This window comes from Silvimonas soli, assembly GCF_030035605.1.
Lineage (GTDB): Bacteria > Pseudomonadota > Gammaproteobacteria > Burkholderiales > Chitinibacteraceae > Silvimonas > Silvimonas soli.
In genome coordinates this window covers 850,426-862,521 of record NZ_CP106736.1, presented here as the reverse complement: position 1 = coordinate 862,521, position 12,096 = coordinate 850,426, and the positions used below count along the sequence as shown (strand labels likewise).

General features: G+C 57.2%; 11 protein-coding genes and 4 tRNA genes. 9 read left to right on the top strand and 6 right to left on the bottom strand.

From position 1 onward, the window contains the following. Positions 1–5: 5 nt before the first annotated feature. The gene (locus N7220_RS03980; RefSeq protein ID WP_283150178.1) at positions 6–695 is read right to left on the bottom strand and encodes a peptidoglycan DD-metalloendopeptidase family protein; all 690 of its coding nucleotides are present in this window, start codon (positions 693–695) and stop codon (positions 6–8) included. Between the two features lie 148 nt (positions 696–843). Here N7220_RS03980 and N7220_RS03975 point away from each other — a divergent pair, with 148 nt between their 5' ends. Continuing rightward, entirely contained in the window at positions 844–1,959 is a 1,116-nt protein-coding gene (locus tag N7220_RS03975; RefSeq protein ID WP_283150177.1) for a VIT1/CCC1 transporter family protein, read from the top strand. 34 nt (positions 1,960–1,993) lie between these two features. On the opposite strand, the gene N7220_RS03970 is transcribed toward N7220_RS03975, so the two are convergent. From N7220_RS03970 to rluD, 3 genes are all read right to left on the bottom strand, one after another. Next, entirely contained in the window at positions 1,994–2,182 is a 189-nt protein-coding gene (locus N7220_RS03970; RefSeq protein WP_283150176.1) for a Lar family restriction alleviation protein, read from the bottom strand. Between the two features lie 93 nt (positions 2,183–2,275). Then, complete coding sequence (gene pgeF / locus N7220_RS03965; RefSeq protein WP_283151394.1) at positions 2,276–2,980, bottom strand: peptidoglycan editing factor PgeF; 705 nt, start codon at positions 2,978–2,980, stop codon at positions 2,276–2,278. A gap of 61 nt (positions 2,981–3,041) precedes the next feature. Next, positions 3,042–4,100 (bottom strand): 23S rRNA pseudouridine(1911/1915/1917) synthase RluD, encoded by a 1,059-nt coding sequence (gene rluD / locus N7220_RS03960; protein WP_283150175.1) that lies wholly within the window; start codon positions 4,098–4,100, stop codon positions 3,042–3,044. Between rluD and N7220_RS03955 the strand changes: the two genes are divergently transcribed. From N7220_RS03955 to N7220_RS03920, 8 genes are all read left to right on the top strand, one after another. Beyond that, positions 4,099–4,899: an outer membrane protein assembly factor BamD gene (locus N7220_RS03955; RefSeq protein ID WP_283150174.1), complete on the top strand. Its 801-nt coding sequence runs from the start codon at positions 4,099–4,101 to the stop codon at positions 4,897–4,899. The two genes, rluD and N7220_RS03955, sit on opposite strands and share 2 nt — an antisense overlap. Before the next feature lie 71 nt (positions 4,900–4,970). Then, a tRNA-Ala gene (locus N7220_RS03950) sits at positions 4,971–5,046 on the top strand. Between the two features lie 59 nt (positions 5,047–5,105). Beyond that, positions 5,106–5,181: transfer RNA gene (locus tag N7220_RS03945), tRNA-Glu, on the top strand. 64 nt (positions 5,182–5,245) lie between these two features. Next, positions 5,246–5,322 (top strand) — tRNA-Arg (locus tag N7220_RS03940). Positions 5,323–5,374: 52 nt separating this feature from the next. Next, a tRNA-Glu gene (locus N7220_RS03935) sits at positions 5,375–5,450 on the top strand. A 543-nt stretch (positions 5,451–5,993) separates the two neighbouring features. Beyond that, the gene (locus tag N7220_RS03930; RefSeq protein ID WP_283150173.1) at positions 5,994–8,279 is read left to right on the top strand and encodes an alkaline phosphatase family protein; all 2,286 of its coding nucleotides are present in this window, start codon (positions 5,994–5,996) and stop codon (positions 8,277–8,279) included. Between the two features lie 134 nt (positions 8,280–8,413). Beyond that, positions 8,414–9,802: a cytochrome-c peroxidase gene (locus N7220_RS03925; RefSeq protein ID WP_283150172.1), complete on the top strand. Its 1,389-nt coding sequence runs from the start codon at positions 8,414–8,416 to the stop codon at positions 9,800–9,802. Between the two features lie 114 nt (positions 9,803–9,916). Further along, positions 9,917–10,597: a hypothetical protein gene (locus N7220_RS03920; RefSeq protein WP_283150171.1), complete on the top strand. Its 681-nt coding sequence runs from the start codon at positions 9,917–9,919 to the stop codon at positions 10,595–10,597. A 62-nt stretch (positions 10,598–10,659) separates the two neighbouring features. Here the strand turns inward: N7220_RS03920 and N7220_RS03915 are convergent, their stop codons facing one another. After that, on the bottom strand, positions 10,660–11,556 hold the full coding sequence (locus N7220_RS03915) for a 2OG-Fe(II) oxygenase (RefSeq protein WP_283150170.1): 897 nt from the start codon (positions 11,554–11,556) through the stop codon (positions 10,660–10,662). 131 nt (positions 11,557–11,687) lie between these two features. Beyond that, a complete protein-coding gene (locus N7220_RS03910) occupies positions 11,688–12,095 on the bottom strand; it encodes a YkgJ family cysteine cluster protein (protein ID WP_283150169.1) in 408 nt (135 codons plus the stop codon). Position 12,096: the final 1 nt, after the last annotated feature.

The following is a 12,096-nucleotide window of genomic DNA, read 5'->3' as shown; positions in this document are numbered from 1 at the left end:
AAGCTTCACGGTAAAGAATCGGTTGGATCAACCGCTTTGCCTTTGTAGCGCAGTTCAAAGTGCAGCATGACTCGGGTGGTGCCGCTATCGCCCATGGTGGCGATCTTCTGTCCCTGACTGACGTTATCGCCTTCTTTGACCAGCAACGAATCGTTATGGGCGTAGGCGGTCAGATAGTCTTCGTTGTGCTTGATCACCAGCAGCTTGCCGTAACCACGAATACCTTCGCCAGCGTAAACCACCTTGCCTGCAGCAGCGGCGAGAATCGGGTCACCGCGCTGGCCACCGATATCAATCCCGTTATTGCGGGTGGCTGCGGTTTTCAGCTCAGTGCCTTTGGCGGGCCAGACTAGCGCGAGTTTGGGTGCAGCAGCGGGCGCCGGGGCGGGCGTTGCAGGTTTGGCGGGCGCCGGTTTGGCAGCTGTGCCAGGCGTTGCGGACCCTGCGGTCGGCGGACGCACGCGCAGCACCTGATCGACTTCAATAGAGGTGGTGTCTTTCAGGTTGTTCCAGCGCGCCAGATTCGCCACGGTCTGCCCGTTGTTTGTCGCAATCCGGTACAACGTGTCGCCTTTTTGCACGCGATAAAACCCGGCCGGGACCGGCGTGGCGGGCGTACTGCTGCAAGCAGCGAGCACCACTGCAAGCAGCAGCGATGCAGAAAAACGGTAAGCAGAACGGCGGTTTAGCGTCACGGAAAATGCCCGGGCGAATGTAATTGGAGCAGATTGTAAGGGCAGTACCGGGATAATCCCAAAACTGCGCGCTGGTATTTGTTGGCGGCAATTGTCCGCGCCGTGGCGATAATGAATGGTTACCAATTGCCACACCCAGGATCATGCCGTGAAGCATTCACCCAATATCCAGCGTTTTCTGACCAACTGGCGCGATGAAATGAACAGTGCCGCTTTATATGATGCGCTGGCTGCGGCCGAGGTCGAACCCACGCGCAAAGAAATTTTTCAGCAGTTGGCGGAATCAGAACGCAGCCATGCCAGAATCTGGCTGCACCGGCTCGATGCCAATGGCGTGACAATGCCGCGTTTCAGTTTTGATTTCAAAACCCGTTTGCTGCGCCAGTTGATTCGCTGGTTTGGTCCGGGATTTGTCATCAACAGCGTGGCCGCCGCCGAGTTTGCCGATCGCAATAAATATGCCGGTCAGCCCGATGCCGCCGAGTTGTCGGGCGAGGAACGCGGTCATGCAGCGATTGTGCAGGCCATTGCCAGCGGTCCAATCGATGGTCCTACCATTGCCGAAGCAGAGCCGTGGCACAACGGTGTGTCCAGTGGCAACGATTTACGGGCCGCTGTGCTAGGCGCCAACGATGGTCTGGTCTCCAATTTTTGTTTGATCATGGGCGTGGCGGGGGCGGGCGTGGCGCCTCATACGGTACTGTTGACCGGAGTGGCCGGTTTGCTGGCCGGGGCGATGTCGATGGCCTTGGGCGAATGGCTATCGGTGACCAACGCCCGCGAACTGGCCAGTTCACAAATCGCCAAAGAGGCGGAAGAACTGGAGCAAACACCAGAAGCTGAAAAGCACGAACTGATCTTGATCTATCGCGCCAAGGGCTTGCCCAAGGCCGACGCTGAGCGCATTGCCAACAGCATCATGAAAGACAAAACCGTGGCTCTGGATGCCTTGACGCGTGAAGAGTTGGGTATTGATCCCAAGGAAATGGGCGGCAATCCGTGGCGGGCGGCGACGACCTCGTTTGTGCTGTTTTCACTGGGCGCATTAATGCCTGTGCTGCCGTTTTTGCTATTCAACGGCTGGCTGGCGATGGGAGGCAGCGTGGTGCTTAGTGCGCTGGCGTTATTGCTGGTGGGCGCTGTGACATCGCTGTTTAACGGGCGCACGGCCGGTTTCTCGGCGTTACGCCAACTGCTCACGGCGGGAGTGTGCGCTGCGGTCACGTTCGGCATGGGCCATGTGTTTGGTGCCGCTTTGTCCTAGCAGATGACGCCCACAGGGCTAGCAGAAGATGGCGTTATTTGAGCTTGTTCCAGGCCGCAATCGCTTCCTTGCGATTGGGTTGCGGGGTGCTGATCACACTGCAATTGCCGTTGCGGCCAAATTTGCTGCATTCCAGCCAGACACGGTTGCCACCGGCTTTGCGGACTTCGGCCACTGCGCCGCATTTGGGGCAGGGATTGATTTCGGGCGTTGGGCTTGGCATGTTCAAATCGCTATGTACTTATGCGTGGAAAAGGGCGGGGAGGGCGGGCCGCTAACAAAGCAATCGGCCACGTCCGCCAGATGAGTTGCTGGCTCAAGCCGCCAGCCAGATCAAGGCAGCCATGCGGCCAGTCTGGTGATCTCGGCGGTAGGAGAAAAAGTTTTCTGCATCGCTTACGGTGCACAGCCCGCCGCCATAGACCTCGGTAACGCCGATGGCGGTCAGGCGTTGATGCGCCAGCGTGTAGATATCGGCCAACCATTTGCCCTCAGTCGCACCGGGTTTGAATGCGCTGGCAGCGGCAGGGTCATGCGCCATAAACGCCGCGCGGACCTCATCGCCCACCTCAAAACGTTCCGGACCAATTGCCGGGCCCATCCACGCCAGGATTTCGCTCGCAGGCCTGGCCATTTTGTGCACGGTGGCTTCCAGTACGCCATCACACAAGCCACGCCACCCGGCGTGAGCGGCGGCGACGACCGTACCGGCTTGATCGCAAAACAGCACCGGCAGGCAATCGGCTGTCATGATGACTGAGACTTCGTTGGCTTGTGTACTGATGCTGGCATCGGCATCGCAACCGCCTTCGCTGGCTACCGTAATGCCGTGTACCTGATTGAGCCATTTGGGTTCAGCGGGCAGGTAACTACGCAAAATAGCGCGGTTTTCGGCCACTGCCGCCGGATGGTCACCCACATGTTTACCCAGATTGAGCTGATTAAACGGCGGGTTGCTGACGCCACCGACCCGCGTGGTCATCAGCGCCATTACATTGGCGGGTGCTGGCCAGTGGGGCATCAGAAAGCGTGGCGGCTGCGATTGATCCGGTTGGTCTGATGGATCCGATTGATCGGCGGCCTCATTCGCGGACATAGATGACCTCCATGTCGTGGTCGTCGTCGTCGTCACCCCAGTCTTCTTCTTCATCCCAGGTTTCATCCAGACCGGCTTGCGCGCGCATGGTGTTGAGCAAGGATTCAAAGTCGATCGGAATCGGCGAGCGCCAGGTCATGGTTTTGCCGGTCACCGGATGCACCAGGCTGAGCTTGCGTGCATGCAAAGCCTGACGATCAAAGTCTTCCAGCGCCAGCATGATCTCAGGCTCCAGCCGCTTGGCACGACCGCTGTAGACCGGATCTGCGGCCAGTGGATGGCCGATATGCGCCATGTGCACGCGAATCTGATGAGTACGGCCGGTTTCCAGACGGCACTCAACCAGCGTGAAGCCATCAAATTTTTCCAGCACCCGGTAGTGAGTCACCGCGTGCTTGCCTGTCCCAACCACCGCCATGCGGATGCGCTCACGCGGATGCCGCCCGATAGGCGCATCTACCGTACCATCACGCTTGACCAGACCCTGGGCAATGGCGAGGTAATGGCGCTTGACCGTGTGCGCTTGCAACTGCTTGACCAGATGGTTTTGCGCGGGCAGGGTACGCGCTACCACCATCAAGCCGCTGGTGTCTTTGTCCAGACGGTGTACGATGCCGGCGCGGGGAACGGTTTTAAGCTCCGGATAGGCGTGTAACAGTCCATTAAGCAAAGTGCCGGACCAGTTGCCGCTACCAGGATGAACAACCAGCCCGGCCGGTTTGTCGATAACGAGGATGGCTTCATCTTCGTAAATTACGTCCAGCGGGATATTCTCTGGCTGGAAGGCGACTTCTTCCGGATCAGGCTGGATATCCACCCGCAAGGTTTCGCCGCCCCATAGTTTGGTCTTTGGGGAGGCAGGTTTGTCATCGACAGTGACAAGGCCGTCTTTCACCCATCCGGCCAGCCGGTTGCGTGAATAGTCGGGTAACAATTGCGCCAGCGCGGCGTCCAGACGTGAGCCAGCACATTCAGCGGGCACAGTGAGGATACGCGGCTGCGCGAAATCGCTATAATCGTCGGGTTCTAATTCAGGATTCATCATGAACAAGATTTTACCGCGAATCGCAGCATTCGCTGTGGCCGGTTTTTTACTGGCCGGTTGCGCATCGACGCCGGACGAGCAAGACGAGACCAAAGGCTGGTCGGCTGAGAAGATCTACAACGAAGCGAAAAGCGAACAAACCAGCAAAAACTGGGAAAAATCGACCAAGCTGTTCGAAGCACTGGAAGCTCGTTACCCTTATGGCCGCTTTGCCCAGCAAGCGTTGCTGGAAGAGGCTTTTAACCAGTACAAGAATATTGACGCGCAGTTGGCACTGGCTACGCTGGACCGGTTCATGAAGCAGTATCCGTCTCATCCGAGTATGGATTACGCGCTGTATCTGAAGGGTCTGGTCAACTTTAATGAGAACCAGGGCTTTTTGTCGGCATTGGCCAAGCAGGACATGTCCGAGCGTGACCCAAAGTCGGCGCGTGACTCGTTCGATGCCTTCAAACAGTTGGTTGATCGCTTCCCGGATAGCAAATACGCCGAGGATTCCCGCACGCGGATGGGGTATCTGATCGGGGCGCTAGCTAACCATGAGCTGTTTGTAGCCAAATACTACTACCGCCGTGGTGCATATCTGGCTGCTGCCAATCGCGGCAAGGGGCTGCTGGAATCATTCAGCAACACCAAGCAGGTGGAACCAGCGTTGGGCATCATGGTGCGTTCGTACGACAAGCTGGGCCTGACCCAACTGCGTGACGATGCCAAGCGCGTGCTGCTGCAGAACTACCCGAACACCGTGGTGTTGCAGGATAGCTATTGGGAAACCGGCTCCTGGTGGGCGCTCTGGTAATAAATATTTAAAAAAATGCGCATTAGGGGTTTACAGGTTTAGATTCATCTCCTACAATGCGCATCTCTTTCGGGGCTATAGCTCAGCTGGGAGAGCGCTTGCATGGCATGCAAGAGGTCAGCGGTTCGATCCCGCTTAGCTCCACCAAAACAATGCGGCTGCTCAGGAATGCAGTAACTCTTGAGTAGCCGCATAAATGTTTAGACGTCCCCATCGTCTAGAGGCCTAGGACACCGCCCTTTCACGGCGACGACCGGGGTTCGACTCCCCGTGGGGACGCCACCATTCCCAGTGGTGTTGGTAGTAAAGTTGTTGGCAGGTCTGTTGTTAGTTGTGAAGTTACAGTGCGCCCGTAGCTCAGTTGGATAGAGTATCTGGCTACGAACCAGAGGGTCGGGCGTTCGAATCGCTCCGGGCGCACCATTTCTTCTTGCTAATCCAAAACCGAAAACACACGCAGTTCAGTTTCATCCTTGTCCCCATCGTCTAGAGGCCTAGGACACCGCCCTTTCACGGCGACGACCGGGGTTCGACTCCCCGTGGGGACGCCAGAATTCATGGCATCGCAAGTTCAGCGTACGCTGGTATGACTTGCGGTCCGCAGCAAAACAAAAACAATCTCCGGATTGCGTTGTTACAATTAGAGTTGGTTGAAGTACTTAAATAAAGCGCCTGGTGCAAACCAAGCGCTTTTTTGTTTTTGGCCTCTGGGGGCAAGAATTGGCTTTCTCTCGTTGAGACTGCGCCACGTAAGCAAGCCCCATTCAAGCGCAAACGCCCGAAGGAATTTTCTTCGGGCGTTTGCGTTGTGGGAAACGGACATAAATTTTTACAAGTTGCTATGTGAAGCTTCTGTTTCCGATTTGTTGCAGCGGAAATGCGTTAAACGAATATAAATATCCGTTTAACGCATGAGTTTTTATCTGGTTTACAGAATAAAAAAAAGTTCATGTAAGTGTGTTGTATCAGAACGTAGCGTCACGCTTTCTTCATGTTCGCTCCCTAGGATTGCCCCGTTTTTCAAAGACCGACTGCATTGGCAGTCAAGCCACTGCGCCGGTCACACAAAACGAAATCATCCTCGGGAGGTTCCAGTGTCAACGCTCCAACATATCAGTCTGACTTCATCCCTTACCGCGATTGCCGCCGCCTGTGTACTGGCCGGCTGTGGTGGTGGCGATTCCAGCTCCAGCTCCACTACGCCTACGCCGACTCCTGCCCCGACAGCCGCCATGCTGCACGGTGTGGTAAACAGCAGTTTGCTGGTTTCCGGCAGCGCAACAACCCCGACCATCCAGGCCGGCTATTACCAGGGCGCCACCGTTTGTTATGACAGCAACAACAACGGTATTTGCGACGCCAGCGAAAACCCGGTAACGACCGACAGCACGGGCCACTTCGCCCTGCCAATGGCCGGCATGGGCGCGATCATTGCCGATGTCAGCGCCACAGCTGTCAACACTGCCAATAGCAAGGCCACGGGCAGCCACATCATTCTTCGCGCTTCGGCTGCGCAAGTGACCGAGCAATCCACCGGTACCGTGGTGGTTAGCCCGATGTCCAGCGAAATCCAGCGCATGGTGGAAGCCAACAGCACCGACTACCAGACCGAGAAAGCCAATCTGGCGACTCGCGTTGGCGTTACCGCAGCCCAACTGTTGTCTGACGTCACCACTGTGACTGGCACTGCCCAGACTGCACTGCTGCAAGAAGCCAACGCGCTGTACAACCGCTTTGCTTACGCCACCAAGAAGTTTGATAGCAAAGAACTGTATCCGGATGCACTGGCGGTAGCTGGTGGTAATCCTGAGCTGACGGGTCTGGCGCACGTAACGCCCGCAACAGCGACCACTGCCGATACCCGGACGCCGATCACTTTCCTGCAAGCGCAGCAAGCGGCTTTCAATGTGGAAGGCATCCCGCGTTACGACAGCGTGTTTATCGTGATGCTGGAAAACAAAGGCACCACCACGATCCTGGGCTCGGCATACGCACCCAAGATCAATGGCTATCTGCAGGCCGGCAACCAGTTCACCAGCTACTTTGCAACGGGCAACCCGAGCGAGCCGAACTACACCGCACTGGGCGGCGCTGATGACTTCGGTATTAGCGACGACAGCCAATGGAACTGCGATGCAACCGGCGCCAACGCCGTGCAAGATTTGCCAGTACCGGACAACACCCAGCCAGGTCTGGCTTCCTCGCCGTTTACCACCACCTGTACACAGACTGCTGCGGTTAACCACAATATCGTGGGCAAGCCGAATCTGTTCAATGCGCTGACCGCCAAGGGTCTGCAGTGGCGCACTTACAGCGAGTCGATGAACCCGGGTCAGGACTTTCGGACTGACGGCGTGGCCGATGCTGCTGTGACCGCAACGGATAACGTCTACGCGCCGGGCACGCTGGGTGGCAATGCCACGCAAATCGGTACACCGGGTCTGGTGCTGCCAATGCCGGCTGGTTTGTACAAAACCAAACACCACCCGGGCATGGCTTACCAAAACGTGCGTAGCGCGCCTGAATGGAAATTCAGCAACCGCACGCTGGGTGGCGGGCAGTGGGATGCCAATTTACTCAACGGCAAAAAATATGCCGTGCCAGCCAACTACGTAGTCGATCAGTTCGGTGCCGATTTGCAGTCCGGCGCAGTGGGCCAGATCAACTTCATCATGCCGGACCAGTGTGATGACATGCACTCGATCAGCGTGCCAGGTACGCCAAGTGGTACGGCCAGCGATTGCAGCAGCGGCAACAACATCATCACCCGTGGCGATAACTATGTAGATGCACTGGTGAAGAAGATTCAAGCCTCGCCGCTGTGGGCTAATCGTCAGAAACGGGTAGCGATTGTGCTGATGTTTGATGAAGGCACGGCAACCTCCGGCTTTAACTCTTGCTGCGGCTGGAACGTTTCCAACAGCACCGTTGCCACTCCGCTCAAGCAAAACGCCGATGGCACCTGGTCGCAAGACACCTCCGTCAATAACTACGCCAAGGGCAATCGCGGTCATGGCGAAAGTATTTTTGCGGTGTTGACCAACCAGCCAAACGCACCGAAGGGGATCAAGGATAGCGATCCGTACAGCCATTTCTCATTCGTACGTACGCTGCAAGACATGTTCCAGCTGGCAGATCCGGCCAATGATGCTTCGTACATGAACCGCTCCAAGTACACCGAGAAGTTCATCGCGAACAACATCCTGAATTTGCCGGAATACGCAGGCAGCGCAGACACCCACTTCGATTCGGTTCGTCCAATGAATCATGCCTACGTGATTCCAGCCACCTACACGCAGAAACAGTCGTCGGACACCCAGACACTGACTCCGCAAGTAGGTCCGGATGCCACCCAGGCCGGTGTGTGGGCGGTGAAATAACAGTGCGTCATCTCATCACGGGCTGAATACCGCCCGTAGCAAAACGGGGAGACCATGAATGGTTTCCCCGGATTTATTGTCACCAGCGCGGGCTGGCGAAGACCAGTCGCGCAGGTGCAACCGAGGTTCTGAAAATGCGAGAGTATTTCCGGTTAGCGCTGTGTGTTTTACCGCTGATCGTCGCCGCATGTGGCGGCGGTAGTGGCAACGACAGCTCTGCCAATGTGACGACACCAACGCCTACGCCCACACCAACGCCAACCAGTGCACCGAGCCCCAGTTCGGCCTCGGCACCGTTGAGCCTGGCGGCACAAGTGGGTGACAAACTGTTCTTTGATGCAACGCTGTCCGGTTCGGGCAAGATGGCCTGCGCCACCTGCCACGATCCCAATTATGCTTATGGCCCGCCCAACAATCTGGCGGTGCAGCTTGGTGGCAGTGATCTGCTGCAAGCGGGTACTCGCGCGGTGCCGTCATTGCGCTACAAAGACAATATTCCGCCGTATGCCGATCTGCTGGACAACCCGGACGGCGTGAGCGTGCCCGGTCCTGGCGGTGGTTTGACGTGGGACGGCCGCGCAGCAACGCTGGCGGATCAGACCAGCATACCGCTGTTGTCCGCCAACGAAATGGCCAACGCGTCACCGGCTGATGTGGTCGCCAAAGTCAAAGCGGCAGCCTATGCCCCGCTGTTCTTGCAGGCGTTTGGTGCCAATGCCTTTGCCGATACCAATGCCGCGTTTGCCAATATCCGGGCAGCGTTGCAGGCCTATCAACTGGAAGATGTGAGTTTTCATCCGTATTCCAGCAAGTTCGATTTGTGGGCGGGTAACAAGATTGGTGGCGCGCTGAGCGCAGCCGAATTGCGTGGTCTGCAAGTGTTCACCGACGCCGGTACCGGCAACTGTGCATCATGCCATTACCAGGGCGCAGGGTTGAACGGCAGCAGTGCGCTGTTTACCGATTTCTCTTATGAAGGCATCAGCCTGCCGCGCAATATGGCGATCCCGGCCAACCAGGACCCGAATTATTCTGATATGGGTATCTGCGGCCCGTTGCGCACCGATCACCTGCCCACAGCACCCGGTGCAGCCAACGCGTTTTGCGGTTTGTTCAAAGCACCAACACTGCGCAATGTGGCAACGCGCGGGTCGTTCTTCCATAACGGTGTGATCCATACGCTGAATCAGGTCGTGCGCTTTTACAACACGCGCGATACCAATCCGGAAATCTGGTACCCCACCGTCGGCGGTACGCCCAAAGCCACGCCAGACGCCAACTTCCCGACTTATGGCCTGATTACCACGCAATACACCGGCGGCACCGTGCAGAAGTACAACGATCTGCCGACGGCGTATCACGTGAATATCGACACGCAAATGCCGCTGGATGGCCGCGCCGCGGGTTCCACGCCACCCATGACCGAGGCACAGATGTCGGACTTGATCTGCTTCCTGAACACCTTGACCGACGGCTACAAGCCACCGGCCAATGCACCAACATCCGGCACCTGCGTGAACTAGTCATCTAGTGCAGATCGGGAAGTCGGGAAAACTGCAAAAACCGGCCGCTCATTCAGTTCTCGTAGTTCAAGGAAATGAATGAGCGGCACCGGATAACTGAACATGATCACTGCCATGAAAGTGAAAACAATGAATCTGAAACCACTGAGCAAAGCGCTAATCGGCCTGGCTACGCTAACTGGCATGCTGACCCTGGCCGCGTGCAACAACAAGCAATCGACCGAACCCACTGCCGAGACGTTCAGCAAAGGCATGCAAGCATATCTGGCGCAGAAAGGGCACCTGTGCCTGGCCAAATACACCTGGCCCGTTGAGGTGACTCAGGCTGAGTTTGCAATTGGCGGACGCAATGCCCTGCAAATGCCGGTGCTGCAAAAACTGGGACTGGTCAGTGCGTCGGATGTAACCATCAAATACACCGGTGAGGATAAATCCGGCGTCTTGCCGGGCAAGCGTTATTCGCTCACGCCAGAAGGGCAGAAGTATTTTCTGAAGCAAGACATGATCAGCCAGACATCTGACGGCAGCAAAGTGACGCATCACGGCGATTTCTGCGCGGCGACATTAAGCCTGAACCAGATCGTCGGTTGGGAGCCGCCGCGTGACGACAATGGCCGCAAAACCACCGCGGTGACCTACACCTACAAGATTGATCCGGCCCCGTGGGCGCGTGATCCGGAGGCGCAGCGGGTGTTCCCCATGGTGGCACGGTTGATTGCCGGTGACGGGCAGATGCAGCTGAAAGAGGCGTTCACCTTGACCGACAAAGGCTGGATCGCTAACGATCTGATGTAATCGACGCGGGCGCGCGCATGCCAGTTACGCTGGCTGGCGCGCAAACCGGGTTGGGTCAGCCCTCAACCCATGACCGCCGAGCGCGGCACGAATTTGCGCTCCCGAATCCACTTGGTCGCCACCCACTTTTCGCCCTTGAGCACCGGGCCGCCAGCATGCAGTGATGCCGGATCGGTCTGGCCGTGGCGATTGCAGTATTCAAAATAGATGGCGTTGCCTTGCTGCGGCGAGATTGACCAGCCTGCTTGCGGGAAGGTGGTTTCGCCGCCTGCCAGCACATCGTTCAGGTAGATCACCAGCGTGCTGATGCGCTGGCCGCTGCGGGCAATCGATTCGCTGTTGGCGACATTGGTCGGCTGCAGAAAGTCAAAATGCGGCGTGCTACCCGCGCCGGCCGGGTAATGCAGAATCTGGAATCCCTCGCCGTTTTCCACCGGCAAACCAGTCAGGGCCGCCACGCGCCGATCCAGCTTTTCCAGCAAGGGCGTTTCCAGCAACCGGAAAAACATGCCTTCGCTGCTGCGGTGATCGGCCACCACATCTTTGCCGGTTGCCGGATCGACCACGGTGGAGGGTCGTAAACGCGGGCGTGCCAGTTCAATTAGTTGTTCGCATTCGCGAATGCTGATCACATTACCCAGTAACGCCGCAGTTGGTTTTTCCATGCGCGCAAGCACGTGGATATCGCGATCAACGCAATGCAACACCGATCCCCCGCGTAACCGACTCGGATCAGCCACATAGCTAACAGCAGGCTCGTGCAGCACGAGTTGTCCGTCAGGCAGCGGCGAACGTGTGGTTAAGGCATGAGCCACGCTGGCGACCATGGCTTGCGCCAGGTCTGGCGAAACATTGTTGGTGCGCAGTTCGGCCACGACATCGGGCACAGTACAGCCGCGCTGCAGGTTACTGACAATCCAGTCACGCACTGGATTAGGGAAGGGCACGGTAACGCTCATCTGACGCAGTTCCTGGCAAACGTGGGCTGACTGAATGCCAGCTAACGCCAGGATGCACGCCAGCGGCGCGACCATTGTATGAAGACTTTATGACAATGGTGAGAACGCGGCGCAGGGCTGATCAGCGACGATCAGCGATTCTTGTAAGCGCAAAAACCAGGGCGTGGGCCGATTTTTGGATGGTTGCGACAGGTATTCGGGCGCTTGTCATAAATGGTGCAAAGGCGGCTTTCGGCATCCAGATAAATGCAATCGCCACTGGCGCGTTGAGCCAGCGTGAATACCTCATGCTTGAAGTTGAAATGCGCCACAATCCGCGCTTTTTCCAGGCGCTTGGCAATGCTCTTGGGCGCTTCATGCTCTGCTTCAAACGCATCAACCACGCCCATGCGTACCAGATCCGGCAGCTTCACCTCGACTGGCATGGTGCAACAGGCGGATTGGCAATCCACACACATGGCCTGGCGAAAGCGGGCCCAGGTGTCCAGGTTTTCCAGGGTTGAGACGTGGATGAGTTTTTTGTACGGGGCGGCGGCCATT